18 protein-coding genes are annotated in these 19,187 nt (G+C 59.0%); 10 read left to right on the top strand and 8 right to left on the bottom strand.

Annotation, left to right across the window (positions count from 1 at the left end; genetic code table 11):
- The first annotated feature begins 46 nt into the window (after nt 1–46).
- Entirely contained in the window at nt 47–412 is a 366-nt protein-coding gene (locus L1P08_RS16080) for a PRC-barrel domain-containing protein (RefSeq protein WP_303619688.1), read from the top strand.
- 40 nt (nt 413–452) lie between these two features.
- Here the strand turns inward: L1P08_RS16080 and L1P08_RS16075 are convergent, their stop codons facing one another.
- The 5 genes from L1P08_RS16075 to L1P08_RS16055 all read right to left on the bottom strand — a co-directional run bounded on the left by L1P08_RS16075 (nt 453) and on the right by L1P08_RS16055 (nt 4,133).
- Nucleotides 453–641 (bottom strand): DUF3008 family protein, encoded by a 189-nt coding sequence (locus L1P08_RS16075; protein ID WP_303619687.1) that lies wholly within the window; start codon nt 639–641, stop codon nt 453–455.
- Between the two features lie 358 nt (nt 642–999).
- A complete protein-coding gene (locus tag L1P08_RS16070) occupies nt 1,000–1,266 on the bottom strand; it encodes a hypothetical protein (protein ID WP_303619686.1) in 267 nt (88 codons plus the stop codon).
- A gap of 72 nt (nt 1,267–1,338) precedes the next feature.
- Nucleotides 1,339–2,622: a type II toxin-antitoxin system HipA family toxin gene (locus L1P08_RS16065; RefSeq protein WP_303619685.1), complete on the bottom strand. Its 1,284-nt coding sequence runs from the start codon at nt 2,620–2,622 to the stop codon at nt 1,339–1,341.
- Entirely contained in the window at nt 2,612–2,947 is a 336-nt protein-coding gene (locus L1P08_RS16060; protein ID WP_303619684.1) for a helix-turn-helix transcriptional regulator, read from the bottom strand. The genes L1P08_RS16065 and L1P08_RS16060 overlap by 11 nt, the downstream gene beginning before the upstream one ends.
- Before the next feature lie 181 nt (nt 2,948–3,128).
- Entirely contained in the window at nt 3,129–4,133 is a 1,005-nt protein-coding gene (locus L1P08_RS16055; RefSeq protein WP_303619683.1) for an MraY family glycosyltransferase, read from the bottom strand.
- Between the two features lie 173 nt (nt 4,134–4,306).
- Between L1P08_RS16055 and L1P08_RS16050 the strand changes: the two genes are divergently transcribed.
- Both L1P08_RS16050 and L1P08_RS16045 read left to right on the top strand, forming a co-directional pair.
- Complete coding sequence (locus L1P08_RS16050; RefSeq protein WP_303619682.1) at nt 4,307–5,518, top strand: O-antigen ligase family protein; 1,212 nt, start codon at nt 4,307–4,309, stop codon at nt 5,516–5,518.
- Nucleotides 5,519–5,603: 85 nt separating this feature from the next.
- Entirely contained in the window at nt 5,604–5,843 is a 240-nt protein-coding gene (locus L1P08_RS16045; protein WP_303619681.1) for a WGR domain-containing protein, read from the top strand.
- Between the two features lie 83 nt (nt 5,844–5,926).
- Here L1P08_RS16045 and repC read toward each other — a convergent pair whose 3' ends face one another.
- The 3 genes from repC to repA form a co-directional block, all read right to left on the bottom strand.
- Nucleotides 5,927–7,180, bottom strand: a complete 1,254-nt coding sequence (repC, locus tag L1P08_RS16040; RefSeq protein ID WP_303619680.1) for a plasmid replication protein RepC — start codon at nt 7,178–7,180, stop codon at nt 5,927–5,929.
- 230 nt (nt 7,181–7,410) lie between these two features.
- The gene (gene repB / locus L1P08_RS16035; protein ID WP_303619679.1) at nt 7,411–8,406 is read right to left on the bottom strand and encodes a plasmid partitioning protein RepB; all 996 of its coding nucleotides are present in this window, start codon (nt 8,404–8,406) and stop codon (nt 7,411–7,413) included.
- A complete protein-coding gene (repA, locus tag L1P08_RS16030) occupies nt 8,406–9,638 on the bottom strand; it encodes a plasmid partitioning protein RepA (RefSeq protein ID WP_303619678.1) in 1,233 nt (410 codons plus the stop codon). The genes repB and repA overlap by 1 nt, the downstream gene beginning before the upstream one ends.
- 443 nt (nt 9,639–10,081) lie before the next feature.
- Here repA and L1P08_RS16025 point away from each other — a divergent pair, with 443 nt between their 5' ends.
- The 7 genes from L1P08_RS16025 (at nt 10,082) to L1P08_RS15995 (ending at nt 19,168) form a co-directional block, all read left to right on the top strand.
- Complete coding sequence (locus L1P08_RS16025) at nt 10,082–12,013, top strand: nucleoside-diphosphate sugar epimerase/dehydratase (protein ID WP_303619677.1); 1,932 nt, start codon at nt 10,082–10,084, stop codon at nt 12,011–12,013.
- Nucleotides 12,014–12,101: 88 nt separating this feature from the next.
- Nucleotides 12,102–13,424 carry a UDP-glucose dehydrogenase family protein gene (locus tag L1P08_RS16020; protein ID WP_303619676.1) on the top strand — a complete coding sequence of 441 codons (1,323 nt, stop codon included), beginning with the start codon at nt 12,102–12,104 and terminating at the stop codon, nt 13,422–13,424.
- 9 nt (nt 13,425–13,433) lie between these two features.
- A complete protein-coding gene (locus L1P08_RS16015; RefSeq protein WP_303619675.1) occupies nt 13,434–14,441 on the top strand; it encodes an NAD-dependent epimerase in 1,008 nt (335 codons plus the stop codon).
- 75 nt (nt 14,442–14,516) lie between these two features.
- On the top strand, nt 14,517–15,938 hold the full coding sequence (locus L1P08_RS16010; protein WP_303619674.1) for a sigma-54 interaction domain-containing protein: 1,422 nt from the start codon (nt 14,517–14,519) through the stop codon (nt 15,936–15,938).
- Between the two features lie 259 nt (nt 15,939–16,197).
- Complete coding sequence (locus L1P08_RS16005; protein ID WP_303619673.1) at nt 16,198–16,989, top strand: 3-hydroxybutyrate dehydrogenase; 792 nt, start codon at nt 16,198–16,200, stop codon at nt 16,987–16,989.
- Between the two features lie 128 nt (nt 16,990–17,117).
- A complete protein-coding gene (locus tag L1P08_RS16000; RefSeq protein ID WP_438268475.1) occupies nt 17,118–18,257 on the top strand; it encodes a substrate-binding domain-containing protein in 1,140 nt (379 codons plus the stop codon).
- Between the two features lie 152 nt (nt 18,258–18,409).
- Nucleotides 18,410–19,168, top strand: a complete 759-nt coding sequence (locus L1P08_RS15995) for an ABC transporter ATP-binding protein (protein WP_303619671.1) — start codon at nt 18,410–18,412, stop codon at nt 19,166–19,168.
- The last annotated feature ends 19 nt before the right edge of the window (nt 19,169–19,187 follow it).

Genomic DNA, 19,187 nt, shown 5'->3' with positions numbered 1-19,187 from the left:
ATTGCCTTGCGTTCCCTTTGGACAACGGAACGAAGGAGAAAGCACAATGCCTACAACATCCGGACATACCACAGCCATCAAAGCCAGCCGGGCCATTGGCACCAAGGTCAAGAACCAGAGCGGCGACACTGTTGGCCAGGTCGAAGACCTTGTTCTCGACAAGACCGACAACACCATCATGTTCGCCGTGGTCGGCTTTGGCGGCGTTTTTGGTCTTGGCGAAAAATATCATCCCATTCCCTGGGCTTCGCTGGATTATTCTGACGAAGAAGACGCCTATCTGGTGCCCTTTACCAAGGACCAGCTGGCTGACGCGCCCTGCGACAGCGTCGAGGAACTGACAAAGAATGATGGTCTGGCGGCCCGCGAAAGCGCCTATGACTATTATCGCGTGTCACCCTATTGGATGTGATGCACAAAGGGCCCGGCGGCCAAGGCCACCGGGCCTTTTTTTACGCATCATCAACGTGATCCGGCTTCCCCTTGCGTGGGGTCGAGGCCATTTCCTCAAGCTCTTTTTCACTCATTGATTCATACATCGATTTGGAAGCGCCCTGCAGGTCGCTCTTTTTGGTCTCACCGCGTTTTGCCGCCAGTGCTGCACCGGCGGCCTGTTGTTGTGCCTTGGATTTTGCGGGCATTTCGTGGCTCCTTTTTCTGGGGGGACTGCCCTTGCAGACCCTTGAGGCAGAACGCCGTCTGCCCGCTAGAGGTTCCGGTGAGGTGAACCTTGGGGCACCTCACAAAGTCTGGAACAAATTCGAAGCCCCGGCATTCCCCTCAAGAGACGGTCAGGCGTGTCAACCGGACTTGACGGCATAGGGAACAGTCTGGTTTTTCCGGTTTCCCATTCTGGCCAACGAAATGGCAGCCGAGCCCTTATCCCGTCCGCGTGACCAGTCTCGATCCTCCTCCCGGAAAAAAAGCCACCGCGCCAAAGGGCGGGTGGCTTTTTTGCTGTCAGAAAATCAGCACCCATATGCCGTAAAACAATAACCCTTAAGGGTGAATATGAGCACGAAGAGGGTCGTCAGGCTGCGCCGGGGGCGGATCTTCCTGCGGGGCATTTGGCGGGGTTTCATCAGGCGCATCATCGGGCAGTTCGCCCGGCGTGTTGTCCGGCACCGGTTCCGGCTCTTTTACCGGCCCTTCATCGGGCGAACCGGGCGGGATTTGCACAGGCTCTTCAGGGTCACCGGCAGACCGGTCGGTATGCCAGTCACCGTCCAGATAATATTCAGAGAAAAATATTGGTTTGCCCGGCATCTGTTTCTCCTGCGCCATGGCCGCAACTGAACCTGAACGTTTCAGCCCGGCCAAGGTTCCGGCAGGAAGATTTCAAAGCCCGGCGGGCAGCCCCCCGGCATAATCCTCAAAAGCAAAATCATTGAGAAACTGGCGCCGCCACAAAAACGCCCGGTCAACTGCGCTCAGCTCGGCCTCATCACAGACCTGTTCCCAGGCAGCGCGGATGCCGGCCACCTGCTGGTCAATGATCGCCCGCGCCTCAGCATCGCCGAGCAAAAACCGGGACGCGGCCAATCGGCAGCTCTCCAGCCGGCTGCGCCGGTCATCGCCGTCAATCAGCATGGCCTGACTGGCCTCGCGCCCGTTGCGCGCCTGCGGACAAAGATCATAGGCCGGTGTCAGCGTCAGCTCCTTACCGTCCCAGAAGGCGGCATGGTTGCGGGCATGATCATCGCTATTGCCGCAAAGCACATTGAACACCAGCCGCCCGAACAGTTCTCTGAGGCTCGTCTGCGGACGGGTAAACCGGGCCCGGATCATATCGGCCAGTTCGCCATAGCTAGCATGGCGCGCCTGCATTTCATCCAGCCCGAACAAGGTCAGCGCCGAAACCATCAGCCGCCGTGTATAGCCCTTGTCCGTCTTGTCCCGGTCAAACCGTTCGACCAGCAGCACATCCTTGCCCGCCGCCCGCGCCAGTTCCACATGCGCCACATTCAGCCCCAGCAATGCGGCCAGCCGCATGGCAATGAATTCCGCCTTCACCACCGCATAGGTGTCATTGGTGGCGGAAAATTTGGCGATGAACTTGCGCGTTCCGGCATCGATCAGCGCCTTGGGCCGCGCCCCGCCAATCGAACTGCCATGAAACAGCGCCCGGTCGAGATCCTCGGGGATCGCTTCCCCCCGCTCCACCCGTTCGGCAGCCTCCAGCAATTCCTCAAGGCTCGCATAACCCAGTTCGCGCGGCTGATATTGCGTCGCCGACACCTGAAAATCGAGCCCCCCGGCCCGGTCAGACCCGGAATTGAGCATGAAGGTCAGTTCATCAAATTCGACATCCCGGGCCGCCTGGCCCTTTTGCCCGGTCAGCCGGTTGATGATCACCCGCCGTCCCCAGGCATCGGGCGCGCCGTCGCGCAGGCACCCGGCCATGGCAAGCGGTGGTTCGGGCTGAAGTGCGCCCCGGCGCAGCGGCAATTCCGGCTGATAGACAGGAATGGCGTCGGCCCGTTCGAGATAGGACCGCCCATAATTGAAGATATAGGCCGTACTCTCGCGCACCAGCCGTCCCGCCACCACCGGCTCCACCGCCCCGGGCAGCCAGATCCAGACAAAGGCCTCATCGGGTGCAACGATGGAATCAGAAGTCATCCTTCACCTCCCCGCGCGGCTTGCGGATAGATTGCGGCAACAGCGCCAGCTTGTCATCGATCCGTTCAATCTGCGGGGCCAGCGACGACGCCTCAGGCGCAAACAGATCGACACCGGCCAAGACGGCCGCTTCAAACACCAGACCGATCTCGACCTTTGGGTCACCCTTTTCGATCAATTGCAGCGTGCTGCGGGCAATACCCACCCGCTCGGCCAAAGCGGCCTCGGACATGCCCCGCCGCTTGCGCGCCAGCCGCACCTGCTTGCCCAACAATCTCAGGGCCTGTGCGCTGCGTTTGGAATAGGTTCTCGTACGTGAGGCCATGAATGCCCCCTTCGACTGTATACGCCATGCTGGCGCGTCAGCCGTTCTATAGATGAAAACCGCTACCAAGGCAACAAATGACCGTTATAACATTCACAAAAGCCTTAATGACCTTTATATCGGTCATTTTCTGGCCGATCCGGCAATTACCAGGTGGTAATTCTCTTCATCCAGAAACCGCTCAACCGTCGGCGCGCCCCGCGCCCAAAAGCCAGGCCCCCGCACAGGCCGCACCATAGGTCAGCACCGCAATGCCCCACCCCAGTTCCGGCCAATAGCCTGCCGCCCATGCCAGGGGCAGCACCAGAAAAAGATTGAGCGCGATCAAGGCCAGGGTGACCGGGCGGTGTCCCTGCCAGTCGCGCGCCAGGCGTTGATAGGCATGACTTTTATGCGCCTCCAGAACATTCTCGCCCCGCAGCAGGCGGCGCAGCAGGGTCACGCTGGCATCGGCGGCAAACAGCACGCCCAAAATCGCCCATTGCCACAGGCTTTGCCAGCCGGCCGCAATCCCCAAAAGCGCGAGGGCAAACAATAGAAAGCCCAAAAACGTGCTGCCGACATCGCCCATGAATATTTTTGCCGGTGGCCAGTTGAACAGCAGAAAGCCAAGCGTCGCCGCCCCCGCCACAAGGCTCAGCCCGGCCAGCGGCGCTGTCAGCACCAATGTGTCATTGGCAAAGGCCAAAACCAGCCCGGCCAAAAGCATGAACAAGGCCTCACTCCCCGCATAGCCATCAATGCCATCGAGAAAATTGAACAGGTTCAGCCACCAGACCCCGGCCAGTGTCAGGCCCACGCCCAAAAGCCCCAGCCAGATCCAGCCCGCCTCGCCCAGAAGCATCCCCGGGGCGCCGGTGGAAATCACCAGAAGCGCCATCAGCACAGTCTGCACCAAAAGGCGCAAGCGGGCCGGCAATGGCAACCGGTCGTCATAAAGCCCCAGCAAGGCGACGACGAGGCCAAGCACCAGCACCAGCAACAAGCCCGTGTCGGCCGTGACCACCAGACTGCCGCCCACGATTGTGCCCAGCGCAATCCCCATGCCGCCGCCGGTCGGGGTGGGGCGCACATGCGAGGAGCGGTGATTGACCCCCTGCACCAGCCCAAGTCGGTCCGCTTTCCGCTGCACCAGCACAACAGTGGCAAGGCTCAACAAGGCGGCCAGCACCAATCCGAAAATCATCAAAATGCCGCCCTGCCCCGTTTCGCATTTCAGGCCAAGCCGGCCTTTCAAAAAACCTTTTAGCCCATGCAGCGGCGCTGTCCAGTCCACCGCGAAAACCGGGCCCTGCTCTTCCCAAAAGCGCCACGCTCGATTATCCCTTCTGCTTTACCTCATCAAGGCTCCGGATTTTCATGTCGCGTCTTCTCCCCCTGCCGCTGTTATCGATCGCCCTGGTCGCCGGTTTATTGTTCCCCCCGCTTGCCGCCTATACGGCAGTCTATGCGGTTATCGGCGCATTGCTGGTCGGGCTGGCCTTGCTGACACCGCGCTATTGGGAGACATGGGGTGCCGGGGGATTTCGCTTCGTCTGGCTCGCTACATTGATATTTGTCATCACCTTGCCCTTCGCCATGCAGGGCATTGAAGACCTCTATGTCTTTCTGGCCCTGTTGCCAGTCTTTCTGGCCCCCGGTGCCGCCATGCTGTTGCGCGAGGATCCGCGCTTTGCCCACCCTCAATTGATTGGCCTCCTCTGCCTTGCGGGCGCTGCCGGTGCCGTCGCGCTCGGCTTGCATGATATTTATGTGCTCGGTCAGCCGCGGGCCGGTGGCGGCAATAACGCCATTCATTTTGGCGGTCTGGCCCTCATGCTCGGCTTTTTGTCATTGCTCGGTCTGTTCGGCTCCCGCTCGGTCTGGCGCTTTGCCTTTCTGGCCGGCCCCCTTCTTGGCACTTTCGCGGCGCTCCTGTCCGGCTCGCGCGGCCCCATTCTGGCAGCGGCCATCATGACCCTCGCAGCGCTGCCATTCCTCACCTATTGGTTCTGGCGCGAAACCACATTCCGCATTGTTCTGATCGCCGGCATAATCGGTATTGGCATTGGTGCCACCCAGATCGAGGGCTACCAGATTGAACGCGCCACGCATGCGTTTGATGACATCGCCATGCTGGTCACCGGGGAAGGCGCCGCCGATGGCGCCATTCAGGAACGGCTGGTCATGTATCGCGCCGCCGTTGAGGCCTTCAAACTGGCCCCGGTATTCGGCCACGGGTCCGGTCATATCGGCGCGGCGACAAATCCGTTCATGCCTGCAGACTATCCCTATCTTCTCAATTCAGCGCACCTGCATAATGATATTGCGGATTTTGCCGTCATTGGCGGTCTGTCCGGTCTTTTGGCCTACGCGCTCTTGCTGCTCGCACCCCTTGTCATATACCGCAGTGCCAAAACACCCGAAACGCGGCGCGCGGTCTTGTTGGGCGGCATCTTGCTCAGCAGCGGCTATTTCAGCCTCGGGCTGACTAATGCCATGTTCGGCATTCTGCCCCAGACGGCGCTTTTCGGGCTGGTGCTCGGTCTGTTGGTGGGCATGGCCCAACTCGCATCTGCCGACGCGGCCTGATCTATCACCAGAATGAATCGAAGCGGCTCCACCGATTCAAAACTCTGGTTGGACCTGACACATCATTTGCAGCTCCAATGGAGACATGGATGAAACTGTCACGCTTTACCGCATCGACCCTCGGCGCAATATGCAGCGCTATTACCGCCTCTCGCTCGCGCCATCCCTTTACGGCGACATCGCCCTTGTGCGCGAATGGGGCCGTCTTGGCAGACATGGCCAGCAAACAATTGACCTATATGACGGCCAGAGCGCGGCCCTGAACGCCCTGGCCAGGCTGGCTGCCGCCAAGCGCCGTCGCGGCTATCAGGCTGCAACAGACTGACCAGCCATATGCGGCAATTACCAGATGGTAATTTCTGTGCATCGTCGCGGCACCGCCAGCCGGGCAGGGCGTGTTGCAAACCTTCAGGCATGTTCCATTTCCTTCAGCCGCCGGCGCAACAGGGCCTGAATGACCGGGGCAGGGGTGAACTTGCCATGCGCGGCCTTATCGGTCAGCGCCCGCAAATAGCCGCCCGGCGAGGCGATCTCGGCATGCCGCTCGAGAATGGTCGCCACCGTCACCGCAGCGCCCCCCTGACCCATGGCCCCGGCCGCATCATCCCAGGCGGATGGCGAAATCCCCAGCGCGGCCCGCGCCAGTCGCGCGGCCGCCACAAGCTCGCTCCAGTTACCCACACCATGACGGCCATAATCGCGGATCGAGGGGCAGGCCTCCAGAATATTGCCCAGCGGCAGGGCACTGGCGTTCTCGGGATGGGGTTCTGGCTTGCCACCTTCTGCCGCTTCAGGTTCAGCCCAGTCTGGTGTCAGCGGTTGGACTGAGGATTTTCCTTCAAGCTCCGTTTTCCGGGAGCCTTCAGAATCAGAAATGAGAGTCTGGTTTGAATCTTGTTTGTGCCGCTCAATATGACGGTCATTGGCGTTCATATTACTAGAAATAAGCTTGTTATTCAGGATCTTGGTCAATTGCCCCAAAAGCTGCTCCAGATCAAAGGCGAGGGCGCCCAGATCGTCCGCACTGAACTGGCGCATATTGCCCCCCTTCAGCCCCAAATAGGCTTCCCGCAAGGCTGCAATGGCGTTCTGATGCTCAATTTCCTCGGCCAGCATAAAACCCTTGGCGATATCGCGGCGCAGCAGGGTGATGCGTTCGCGCAAGTCAACCATCTCACGGCGCTCCGCCTCCACATCCTCGGCCATCAGCGCAATATCAGCTGCACGGGCCAATAGCGGCTTTAGGTCAAAGCCAAACACCCGCGTAATCGCCCCGCCCTGGCCACGGCGCGCATAGCGCTTGCCATTGGGGCTGTCCCGGCGCACCAGCAACCGTGCCGCCACAAGCTGCGCCAGTGCCCGCCTGAGGGTCGGCTCGGAAATACCATGGGCGCGTCGCGCCAGCTCCCGGTTGGAGGGGAAAACCACAAGGCTCTCGTCGCCGCGCAATTCTGTTTCCTTGTGGCAGGACAACAGCGCCGACAATACGGTCAGGGCGCGGTCAGAGACGCCAAGCGCCGATTTGGCGGTGATACAATGGCGCAACACCTCCCATTTGTCGGCCTTTAGTGTGCCAGGGCAGGTATCTGCCAGCATGTTTCCCGCCAGAATCGCGGCATCAAGCCGCCGCGACCCGAAAGGCGTCAGCCCGGGTTCTGTCATTTCTCTCTCCTTTTGAGCAGATGCAAAAGGCAAAGCGAAAGTGCTCACTCAAACGGTGCGAAAATATTGACAAGTGATTCGGAGAGGCTTATTCGTTATCTTGCTTAGAGAATACGAAGGGCTCTCAGGTGGTTCGCCGCTTTTGGGGGCCTTTCTTTTTGCGCTCTGGTCTGTCCTTTCTTGAATGGGTTGATCATATGCCGGCCTGCTAACAGGCTGGTGTGAAACGTTTATTTGCCGTGCTTGTCCCGAAATTCCGAATGAAGTCTTCTCAAGCGGTCCTGCACGAAGCGGGCAAAATCCTTGTCCTCAAAATCAAGCCGCGTCGCCCGCGCACGTTCTTCAACCCGCGCAATCACCGTGCCGCTCGGGCTGCTGATTTCAGTGGGAGCCGGTTTGTCTTTCTCTGGCAGGGCTGCTGAAAGCGCCATGACAAAACGGGTGTCGCTGGGATTTTGACGGAACGCCGCGCTCTCGGTCAGCCGCAACAGCCGGGCCGGGGCCTTTTTGTCCGCTTTCAGCGCTTCGGCCAAAGCCATCCACTTGGTGCGCCCAACTTTTGGGGCCGAGCCGATCGCCAGGATCAGCTTGTCGCCCACAGCCTCGATTGTCGTGCGATAGCGCGAGGCTTCGGGGGCATGAATGGACAGGGCATCAAGCACCATTTGCGTGGCGTCCTTGCCATTGGCCATGGCAAAGGCCTCGAGCTTGCGGGCGAACAGCGCCTTCTCGATCCAGCTTAAATCCTGACGGGCGGAATTTTCCACGCCCTGGGCGATCAGCAGGTCTTCATCCGAGAGCGCCCGAATGGCGGCGCGCACCTTGGCATGTCCCAGTTCCACCAGCCCGCGCACCCGGCGGTGCCCGAACACCGTCTGATAGCGCCCCTTGGCATTGGGGTGGGGGCGCACCAAAATCGGCACTTCCTGCCCCCGCGCCGCCAGCGACGCCTTGAGCTGTGCATAGCCCTCGCTCTCTTCGGTGCCATCCAGCCGGTCGGGATAGGGGGAGGGGTCGATGTCGCTGAGATTGAGATCGGCAATTTCAGCGCCTTCAAGCGCCGCTTTCAGCCGGGTGTTTTCATCCTTCAATAAATTGAGTTCTGCCGCACCCACCGCGCCGGCTCCCACACGGGGGCGCTGCGGTGGTGTTGTGCCACCGCTGGCGGGGGCAGGGGAGACCCCGCCAAACAGGTTATCCAGCCGCTTGTTGCGATCCTTGCTCATTACCGGCCTCCAGTCCGCCCCCAGACGCCACGCATCAGCCCGTCAATTTCACTATTGACCGCATCGATGGATTCAAGCGCCCGTTTCAGGGTTTCGCGGCCAATCGCGCCGCTTTCCAGCTCATAAAGGGATTTCTTTTCCAGTCCGGCATTGGCGATAGCGGTCGATTCAAGCGCTGTGGCCGTCAACACATCGGCCCCGAACAGCGCCCGCAACAGGCCCACAACCCGGGTCTGTGGCGCATCGTGCGGGTTATGCCTTGTGACAGCAAACCGCATCCAGTCGACCTGCATTTCCCCCCCGGCGCTTTCAATCACCGACATCAAATCAGAGGTCATGGCCAGAAACTGGTTCATCGAGGCGACATCCATCATCGCCGGATGCACCGTGATCAACAGGCCGGACGCGGCAAACAGCGCGCCCAGCGTCAGATAACCAAGCTGGGGCGGGCAATCGATGACCACCACGTCATAATCGTCTTCAACCTCGGCAATCACACTGGCCACCCGGCGGAAGAAAATATCGTCCCCGGTACTGGCCCCACTGGCGATCGCCTGGGGCACGGTATGTTCAAACTCCATCAATTCCAGATTGCCCGGAATGAGATCCAGCCCGTCAAAATAGGTCTTGCGGATGATCTCGCGCATTGGCCGGCGATATTCGTCATAGCGCAAGGCGCCGAAAATCGTCTCGTTCTCGCCGACATCAAATTCCGGCTGCGCCCCGAACATGGCCGAAAGCGAGGCCTGGGGATCGAGATCAATCGCCAGCACCCGATAGCCCTGCAGCGCCAGATAATGGGTCAGGTGCACAGACGAGGTGGTCTTGGCGCTGCCGCCCTTGAAATTGGCAACGGCAATCACCTGCAATTTGTCATTCGGCCCGCGCCTTGGCTGTATCTGCCAGGCATCTTCCGGCTTGCGTCGTGCCGCCAGCACCGACCTAATTTCATTAATTTGTTCAAGGCTATAGGCCCGCCGGCCGTTATTTAGCCGATCGGGTGAAGGTCCTTCATTATCAAGATCGAGCTGACGGATCGTGCTCTCGGAGACCCCGATCAGCCGGGCCACATCGACGGAGGAAAACTGCCGCAATGTCTTTTGCGCTTCGGGGGGATAGAGTTGCTCCCGCAAAATTTGCAGCTGGCCGGACAGCAAAGCCGAATACTGGCCAATCCGCTCTGAGGCAGAGAGCTGGGGGGGCGGGGAGGCGGGAGAGAGCGGCGCATTCATGAGGGAGATCCAAAAGCTTGTGCCACCCGCCAGCCGCTCTCATGGCAAAAGGAGACAGACCGGTCTGGACCTGTCACCCTGTCCGATGCAGAACAGGACCGTGTCTTTGAGCGGGCGGGCGCGGGCTTGAAAGCGCGTATATTAGCGCATTCAGACCCGGGCGATGCTAAATGTCCAACCTGCACCTTAATCAATTCCTCGACGCTGTTTTTGCCATCTAACGGCTAATATGCGTCGGAGGATGCGCAAGCACACTGAGTCTGTCCAGCTTTTTTTGGTAAACTAAGGGTTAATGTGCCTTAGTTGTATCCCTGATAAACGGCTTAGATCAGGGCTTAGAACTTGACTTAACTACCGCCCCCCGCACTATAAGTACGTCCGTGGCCGATAGTGCTTTCATAGCACGCACGGCATGTGTTTTATCATCTCGATTGAGACAGAACGTGCCCAGATTCGGAATTGACCGCACCCGCAATTTAATCAATCACCTGCCGCGTCGCTGGAAGCAAGTGGTTCTGATTGCTTTCGATTTTACCGCATTGAGTTTTGCGGTCTGGGCCGCTTATTCCCTGCGCCTCAACACCTTGTTCCGGCCTGACGAAAAGCATTTGTGGATCATGGCAAGCGCTGGCCTGATCGCCATTCCGGTCTTTGCCCGTTTCGGCCTTTACCGCGCCGTCATCCGCTATCTGCCCGAACGCGCTTTCTGGACCATAGCCAACGCCGTCATCGCCTCTACCCTGTTGTGGGTATTCATCTTATTTGCGCTCGAGATGTCCCGCATGGGCACCGTCCCGCGCTCGGTGCCGGCCATTTATTGTGTTCTTGCCATCCTGATTGCAGGCGGCAGCCGCTTCGCTGCCAAATATCTGCTCTGGGCACCGATCAGGCGAAAATATTCAGGCCAGGTCGTGATTTACGGCGCAGGCGTTGCCGGCTCCCAGCTCGCTGCCGCCCTGCAACGGGATGGCAATAAATACGTTGTCGGCTTTCTTGATGAGGAAAAATCCCTGCACGGCCGCGACGTTGCCGGTGTCCGGGTCTATGCACCCGACCAGTTGCCCCACCTCATGGACACCACGGGCGTCGACGAAGTAATCCTCTCCATTCCCTCAATCGATTCCGCCCGCCGCCAGCAAATCGTTGCCGACCTTACCCAGTATCAGGTCAAGATCCGCGCTCTGCCCGCAATCGCCGACCTGGCCTCGGGCCGCTACCTGATCAGCCAGATCCGCGAAATCGATATTGATGACGTACTGGGGCGCTCTTCGGTACCGGCCGACCCGCAATTGCTGCAGCAAATGATTGAGGGACGCGCCATTCTGGTGTCCGGAGCAGGCGGATCTATCGGCTCTGAACTGTGCAAGCTGATCGTCAAGTGGAACCCGCGCAAACTGGTTCTGTTCGAAGCCAATGAATTTGCGCTTTACCAGATCGAACGGCTGTTGAACAAACGCACCAGCATACCGGTCATCCCTGTGCTTGGTTCAGTGACCGATGATGCTTTGGTCCGCCGCACGCTCAAGGCTCAAAGCGTTCAGGTTGTTTTCCATGCCGCCGCGCACAAGCACGTGCCCCTGGTTGAGGCCAATGTGCTTGAGGGGGTGCGTAACAATGTGTTTGGCACACGCACTATCGCTGCGGCAGCCTATGATGCCGGGGTGGAGAATTTCGTTCTGATTTCAACCGACAAGGCCGTGCGCCCGACCAATGTAATGGGTGCCACCAAACGTTGGGCCGAGCTGATCGTGCATGAATATGCCGACCGGGCGCAAGCCGCAGGAACACGGCAGAAATTCTGCGCCGTTCGTTTTGGGAACGTACTGGGTTCTAACGGTTCGGTCGTGCCGCTGTTCAAAGAACAGATTGCTGCAGGCGGACCGGTCACCGTAACCGACGAAGAGATGACCCGCTATTTCATGTCGATCCATGAAGCCGCTGAATTGATTGCGCAGGCGGGCGCCTTGTCCGAGGGCAGCGACATTTTCCTCCTCGAAATGGGCGACCCCGTGCGCATTCGTGACCTGGCTGAAAACATGATACGGCTGGCAGGCTTAAGTATTCGCAGTGCGGCCAACCCCTCGGGAGATATCAGCATTTCGGTGATAGGCAGCCGCCCCGGCGAGAAAACCCACGAAGAACTATTTTATGACCCCGCCAGTGCCAAACCCACCCGCCAGCCCAAAATCCTGCGTGCCGCTCGCAATAGCGGTGAACAAAAAACGATCGAAAACAACCTCCGCCAGCTTTCTGATGCGTTGAACGCAGAAGACGAGGCATTGGCCCGGCGCACATTGTTCGATCTGGTTCACGAACGTGATTTCGGCCAGCACAGCTCGCAAGTCATCCCCATCAGCGCGGCCCGAAAAAGCTGAATTTGTTCCATTGCATGTCGGCGTCCATCCCATTGAATTCCGGCAGGAAACGGCGCTCGATCTATTTCTATAGCCAAAAGGATACACAATGAAACTGGCATTAATTGGCGCAGGCTATGTTGGTCTGGTGAGCGGCGCCTGCTTTGCCGAATTCGGTCATACTGTCATCTGCGCGGATCTGGACCAGTCCAAAGTCGACGCACTTGAACGCGGTGAAATCCCGATATTCGAGCCAGGTCTTGAGCATATCGTCACGCACAATGCGGCAAGCGGCAGATTGTCGTTCACCACCGATGTGAAGGCCGCTGTTCGTTCAGCCGACGTGGTGTTCATCGCCGTTGGCACGCCATCCCGGCGGGGTGATGGCCATGCTGATCTGTCCTATGTTCATGCGGCAGCGCGCACCATTGCCGAAGCCCTTGAGGGTTATACGATTGTAGTCACCAAATCGACGGTGCCGGTGGGTACCGGCGACGAGGTCGAGCGCATTATCCGCGAAGCCCGCCCGGACGCGGAGTTTGCTGTTGTTTCCAATCCCGAATTCTTGCGGGAAGGCGCAGCAATTGAAGATTTTAAACACCCCGACCGGATCGTCATTGGCACGGATGACGAACAGGCCCGCGCCGTGATGACCGAGGTTTACCGCCCGCTTTTTCTCAATCAGTCGCCCTTGTTGTTTGTCGAACGGCGTACCGCGGAGTTGATCAAATACGCGGCCAATGGCTTTCTGGCGATGAAGATTACCTTCATCAACGAGATGGCGGATTTATGCGAGGCCGTGGGTGCCAACGTCCAGGAAGTGGCGCGCGGCATTGGGCTCGACAATCGCATTGGCTCAAAATTTCTCAATGCCGGCCCCGGCTATGGCGGTTCGTGCTTCCCGAAAGATACATTGGCACTGGTGAAAACCGCTCAGGATCACGACAGCCCCTCGCGTCTGATGGAAGCCACGGTCAGCATTAATGACAATCGCAAGCGGTCCATGGGGCGCAAGGTCATTGCCGCCTGTGGTGGTGACGTCCGCGGCAAAACAATTGCTGTTCTGGGGCTGGCGTTCAAACCCAATACCGACGATATGCGCGATGCGCCCTCAATTGCGATTATCCAGACGCTTCAGGACGGCGGTGCAAATATCCGCGCCTATGATCCTGAAGGCATGAAGGCAGCCGCCATGATGATGGAAAATGTCACCTTCGCCGAAGACGCCTATGACGCTGCAAAAGGTGCCGATGCCCTGGTCATCGTGACGGAGTGGGAAGCCTTCCGGGCGCTTGATCTATCCCGGATCAAATCAACCCTCAAATCGCCGGTACTGGTTGATCTACGCAATATCTATCGTGCCAATGAGATGGAAAAACTGGGCTTTGCCTATTCCAGCATTGGCCGCCCAAAAAGTTCTCAAGGAAAGTAAGCCAAGACCATGCGCATTCTTGTCACCGGCACGGCCGGATTTATCGGATTTCATCTGGCCCGGCGTCTGATTGCCGATGGGCATATGGTTGTCGGTTTTGATGGCATGACCACCTATTATGATATTCGCCTTAAGCATAAGCGGCACGAAATTCTCGGGAAAACCAATGGCTTTCGCGCCCATATCGCCATGCTTGAAGACAAGGATGCCCTGGCCAAGGCGGTCGCCGATTGTCAGCCCGATGTGATTGTCCATCTCGCTGCCCAGGCCGGTGTGCGCTATAGCCTTGAAAACCCTGAAGCCTATGTCAGCGCCAATATGGTGGGCACCTTCAATGTGCTTGAGGCGGCCCGCGAAGCGGGGGTCAAGCACTTGATGCTCGCCTCAACCAGCTCGGTCTATGGCGGCAATGAAAAAATGCCATTTATGGAAACCGACCTGACTGACGCGCCAATGACGCTCTATGCCGCGACCAAAAAGGCTGGCGAGTCGATGAGCCATTCCTATGCCCATCTTTGGAAAATTCCGACCACCTGCTTTCGTTTCTTTACCGTTTATGGCCCCTGGGGGCGTCCGGACATGGCGTTGTTCAAATTCGTCAAGGCGATCGAGGAAGACCAACCCATTGATGTTTATGGCGAAGGCAAGATGGGCCGCGACTTCACCTATATCGATGATCTGGTCGAGGGCATTACGCGGCTGGTCGATTGCGTGCCGGGTCAGCCAGTAACCGGCGAGGGTGTCACCGATTCCCTGTCCCCGGTGGCACCATGGCGGGTGGTCAATATTGCAGGAGGTCAGCCGGTTGGGTTGATGCCCTTCATTGAGACCATCGAGAAATGCCTCGGCAAGGAAGCCAAAAAGAACATGATGCCCATGCAGATGGGCGATGTGCGCGAAACCTTTGCCGATGCCAGCCTGTTGAAGGCATTGACCGGTTTCACCCCCGAGATCAGTGTCGAAGAGGGCGTGTCGGCCTTTGTCGACTGGTACCGGACTGACTACGCCAAGCTCTGATCCGCGCGCTGCGTATACAAGCTGTCACGCCCGGAATAGACTGAAGCGATCAAGTACGGCGCGAGGGAGGCATGCGTGACGGACAAGGTAACACCGATCGGCACGGCATATCGGCATCCCTCAGGCGCGGCCAGCGTTGAGGAAGCGCTGAATGCCTTCAGCCTGTTCCGCGAATATTTTCAGGGCGCGATCGGTGTCGACGCCGAGGCGCGGATTACCTGGATCGATGCGCGCTATCGCAAGCTCTTGAAACTGCCGGATGATTTCGATCCAAACGGCCTGCCGGTCGAAGAGTTGATCCCCCATTCCCTGATGCGGCAAGTGGTGGAAACCGGGCGGCCGATGCTGCTCGACATCATGGATTTTGACGACCGCCAATTCGTCGTCTGCCGCTTTCCCATTCGCGATGACGATGGAGCTTTGCAGGGGGCGGCAGGGTTTGTGTTCTATGACAATGTCGACCATTTGCAGCCGATTTTGAAAAAGTTCGAGACGCTAAAAACCCAGCTGAACCGGGCCAGAGCGGCGCTGAGGCGGGAGCGGCAGACCAAATATTCGCTGGCCAATTTCATTGGTGCCAGCGAGGTTGTGAAGGATCTCAAGGCTCAGGTGCGGCGCTTTGCGCTGCGCGACGGGCCGGCGCTGATCCTTGGGGAAACCGGGACCGGCAAGGAGCTTTTAGCCCATGCGATTCACCAGTCTTCGGACCGGGCGGAGGGGCCGTTTGTGGCGGTGAATATGGCCGCGGTGCCAGAATCCCTTTTGGAATCAGAGTTCTTCGGCACAGCACCCGGGGCGTTTACCGGGGCGGAGAAGAAGGCGCGGAAGGGCAAGTTCGAGCTGGCGCATGGGGGGACATTGTTCCTTGACGAGATCGGCGACATGCCCCTCGCGCTGCAGGCAAAATTCCTGCGGGTGCTGCAGGAGGGGGAAATAGAGCCTCTCGGGTCGAACAGCATCAAGAAGATAGATGTGCGCGTGATTTCAGCCACTTCGCAGGATCTGGATGAAAGATTACAAAACAAGACATTCAGGGCCGATCTTTACTACCGCTTGGCGGTGCTGACGGTGAATGTGCCGCCCCTGCGCGACCGGCTGGACGATATGCCGGTGCTGGCCGAACGGCTGCTGGAGGCGGTGCCGCGCATGGTCGATATGCCGGCCTGGGAGATCGCCGCCGACGCTATTGCCGTACTGCAGGATCATGACTGGCCGGGCAATGTGCGCGAGCTGGGCAATGTGCTGGAGCGGGCGGCGGCCATGGCCCGCAACGAACATCTCGATGCCGACCTGATCGCCAGAGTTATGCCGAAGCGGGGCAGGGCCGCACCAGTGCTGCCCGGCTCTGGGTTGGCTGATGCGGTGGCTGGTGCGGAAAAGCGCGCTATTGTTGAGGCGTTGGCGGCGGCCAATGGCCAGAAAAGTGCGGCGGCTGAAAGCCTCGGCGTGTCGCGGTCGCAGTTTTACGAGAAGCTGAAACGGTATGATCTCGGCTAGATTATCGGATAGACCCACCCCGTAAAATCAGCTTCATTCACCCTGTGGGATGAATGGGAACCCGAGCTTGGGCGCAAATTACCCCATCCCTCCGATATCCCGGATGCCCCGTCCAGCTATCCGGACACGCAGCCAGGCCATTCGTCTTACCCTCATTTCAAACCACCCGGTTTCCGGGCTTTCCCCGCTTTGGCACGCATCTTGATATGTAAGCGTCAAAAGCCGGGCACAAAGCCCGTGAGTATGGGTGGAGGCACGTTTGACGGACACGAATCCGCAAAAAGCAATTCTGGTGACCGGGTCAACCAGTGGCATCGGGCAGGCTATTGCCAAGAAATTCGCGGCGCTTGGTTATGATGTGGCGGTCAATGGCTTCGAACCGGAAGCAGATGTGGCCGCGGCGGTTGCCGATATCAGCAAAGGCGCAACCGGGCAGGTCGCCTATTTTCAGGCGGATCTGGGGGCCGGGGCCGCCGGGTTTGATCTGGTCAATGCGGTGATCGCAAAATTCGGCCGGCTGGATGTACTAGTCAATAATGCCGGCGTGCAAAAGGTCGCGCCGATTGATGAACTGCCACCCGAAGACTGGGACCGCATCCGCGCCATCAGCCTTGATAGCGCCTTTCATTGCATTCGCGCCGCCCTGCCCGGCATGAAAGCGCGCAAGGCCGGGCGGATTATCAATATTTCCTCGGCCCACGGGTTGCGCGCATCCCCGTTCAAATCCGCCTATGTGGCGACCAAGCACGGGGTGATCGGGCTGACCAAAACAGTGGCGCTCGAAGTGGCCGAAATGGGCATTACCTGCAATGCCATTTGCCCCGGCTATGTGTGGACGCCGCTGGTGGAACGCCAGCTCAATGATCAGGCCAAGACCCATAACATGAGCCCCGAGGACGTGATCCGCAACATCATGCTGGCCCCGCAACCGACCAAGCAGTTTGTGCAACCTGAGGAGATTGCCGAACTGAGCGCCTATCTGGCCTCGGACTGGGCCCGCTCGATCACCGGGACATCCATATCGATTGATGGCGGCTGGACGGCGAAATAGGGGCCCGGCTGAAACCAGACACTTTTAAAATGAAAGCTTAGAAAAGGGCGGGTGCCCGAAGGGAGGAATGGATGAAGTTTTTCAGGCAAATGGGAGTCACCAGTCTGGCGGTTTTGCTGGGCAGTGTGATGAGTGTTTCGGCCTTTGCCGGTGACACGATCAAGATCGCCCATGTCTATGGCAAGACCGGTGCGCTCGAGGCCTATGCCACCCAGTCGCATAATGGACTGATGCTCGGGCTCGAATATCTGACCAATGGCACGATGGAAATTGCCGGCAAGAAGATTGAGGTGATCGAAAAGGACACCCAGTTGCAACCCGATATTGGCCGCTCGCTGCTGGCGGAAGCCTATGGCGATGACGAGGTGGATATTGCCATCGGGCCGGTCAGTTCCGGCGTGGCGCTGGCCATGCTGCCGGTGGCCGAGGAATATGGCAAGATCCTGATTGTCGAGCCGGCCGTGGCCGACAGCATTACCGGCGAGAACTGGAACCGGTTCATTTTCCGCACCGGGCGCAACTCGTCGCAGGACGCGATTTCCAATGCCGTGGCGCTGGGCAAGCCGGGGGTGAAGATTGCAACTTTGGCGCAGGATTATGCCTTTGGCCGGGATGGCGTGGCCGCGTTCAAGGAAGCGCTTGAAGGCACCGGTGCCGAACTGGTGCATGAGGAATATGCGCCGACCGACACCACCGATTTCACCGCATCCGGCCAGCGTATCTTTCAGGCGCTTGAAGGCGAGGAAGGGCGCAAGATCATTTTCGTGATCTGGGCCGGTGGCGGCAATCCGCTGGGCAAGCTCAATGACATGGAGCCCTCGCGTCTCGGCATCGAGATTGCGACCGGTGGCAATATCCTGCCCGCACTCGTTGCCTATAAGGCGTTCCCCGGCATGGAGGGGGCGACCTATTATTACTATGAGAACCCCGAAAACCCGATCAATGACTGGCTGGTAACCGAGCATGAAAAGCGCTTCGGCACCCCGCCCGATTTCTTCACTGCCGGTGGCTTTGCCGCAGCGGCGGCCGTGGTCAAGGCACTCGAGACCACCAAGGGCGACACCGATACCGAAACCCTGATCTCGACCATGGAAGGCATGTCGTTTGATACCCCCAAGGGCATGATGACATTCCGCCCCGAAGACCATCAGGCCATGCAGGACATGTTCCACTTCAAGATTGAAGTACAGGATGGCGTGGATTGGGGCGTGCCCGCTTTGGTCGAAGTGATCAAGGCGGAAGACATGCACGTGCCGGTGCGGAACTAAGGCTTCCGCCGAAGCCCGGGGTGAGGGGTGTTCCTAACCGCCTCTCACTCCATCCTTTTCATGCAGTGATTTTGATTGGCCCTTTGGGCCGCCCCGCCCCGCCCGAAACACGTGAGGGAGAAGGGGAGAGCAATTTACAATCAGGACCAGAGATGACCGCACCCGTGCTTGAAACCCGTGACCTGACCATCCGCTTTGGCGGCCATGTGGCGGTGAATGCGGTTTCCTATCAGTTCCGGCCCGACCGGCTGGTGGCGATTGTGGGACCGAACGGGGCGGGCAAGACCACCTATTTCAACCTGATCTCCGGCCAGTTGACCGCAACTGGCGGCGCGGTGCTGCATCAGGGGCGCGACATCACCAGAATGTCGGTGCCCGAGCGCACGCGGCGCGGCATCGGCCGGGCGTTTCAGCTGACGAACCTGTTTCCACGCCTGTCGGTGATCGAGAATGTGCGCCTTGCCATTCAGGCCCGGCAGAAACGCGCCATGCATCTGCTATCTCTCGCCGATGGCGACACCGAAATGCTGGCGGCGGCTGAGGGCTATTTGCAGCGCTGCGGGCTGATCGAGCGGCGGCATGACCGCGCCGCCAACCTGCCGCATGGCGATCAGCGCAAGCTGGAAGTGGCGATGCTGCTGGCGCTTGAAAGCGACATTGTGATGTTTGACGAACCGACCGCCGGCATGAGCGCCGATGAGGCCCCGGTCATTCTCGAACTGATCCAGGAGATCAAGGACGACAGCTCCAAGACCATTATCCTGGTCGAGCACAAGATGGACGTGATCCGCTCGCTGGCTGACGAAATCATGGTTTTGCACAATGGCGAACTGGTCGCCTCGGGTAACCCCGAAGAGGTGATGAGTTCGCAGATCGTGCGCGAAGCCTATTTGGGGACCGGGGGGAAATAATGGGAATTTCGGGAGGACA

It is taken from the genome of Mariluticola halotolerans (assembly GCF_021611515.1).
Classification (GTDB): domain Bacteria; phylum Pseudomonadota; class Alphaproteobacteria; order Rhizobiales; family Devosiaceae; genus Mariluticola; species Mariluticola halotolerans.
This window is presented reverse-complemented; position numbering and strand designations above follow the sequence as displayed.

Excerpts from the sequence above, each read along its gene's own strand:
- repC (WP_303619680.1), bottom strand. The coding sequence starts at position 7,180 with ATGACAGAACCCGGGCTGACGCCTTTCGGGTCGCGGCGGCTTGATGCC.
- repA (WP_303619678.1), bottom strand. The coding sequence starts at position 9,638 with ATGAATGCGCCGCTCTCTCCCGCCTCCCCGCCCCCCCAGCTCTCTGCC.
- L1P08_RS16080 (WP_303619688.1), top strand. The coding sequence starts at position 47 with ATGCCTACAACATCCGGACATACCACAGCCATCAAAGCCAGCCGGGCC.
- repB (WP_303619679.1), bottom strand. The coding sequence starts at position 8,406 with ATGAGCAAGGATCGCAACAAGCGGCTGGATAACCTGTTTGGCGGGGTC.
- L1P08_RS16045 (WP_303619681.1), top strand. The coding sequence starts at position 5,604 with ATGGATGAAACTGTCACGCTTTACCGCATCGACCCTCGGCGCAATATG.
- L1P08_RS16075 (WP_303619687.1), bottom strand. The coding sequence starts at position 641 with ATGCCCGCAAAATCCAAGGCACAACAACAGGCCGCCGGTGCAGCACTG.
- L1P08_RS15995 (WP_303619671.1), top strand. The coding sequence starts at position 18,410 with ATGACCGCACCCGTGCTTGAAACCCGTGACCTGACCATCCGCTTTGGC.
- L1P08_RS16055 (WP_303619683.1), bottom strand. The coding sequence starts at position 4,133 with ATGATTTTCGGATTGGTGCTGGCCGCCTTGTTGAGCCTTGCCACTGTT.
- L1P08_RS16070 (WP_303619686.1), bottom strand. The coding sequence starts at position 1,266 with ATGCCGGGCAAACCAATATTTTTCTCTGAATATTATCTGGACGGTGAC.
- L1P08_RS16060 (WP_303619684.1), bottom strand. The coding sequence starts at position 2,947 with ATGGCCTCACGTACGAGAACCTATTCCAAACGCAGCGCACAGGCCCTG.
- L1P08_RS16065 (WP_303619685.1), bottom strand. The coding sequence starts at position 2,622 with ATGACTTCTGATTCCATCGTTGCACCCGATGAGGCCTTTGTCTGGATC.
- L1P08_RS16000 (WP_438268475.1), top strand. The coding sequence starts at position 17,118 with ATGAGTGTTTCGGCCTTTGCCGGTGACACGATCAAGATCGCCCATGTC.
- L1P08_RS16015 (WP_303619675.1), top strand. The coding sequence starts at position 13,434 with ATGCGCATTCTTGTCACCGGCACGGCCGGATTTATCGGATTTCATCTG.
- L1P08_RS16050 (WP_303619682.1), top strand. The coding sequence starts at position 4,307 with ATGTCGCGTCTTCTCCCCCTGCCGCTGTTATCGATCGCCCTGGTCGCC.
- L1P08_RS16020 (WP_303619676.1), top strand. The coding sequence starts at position 12,102 with ATGAAACTGGCATTAATTGGCGCAGGCTATGTTGGTCTGGTGAGCGGC.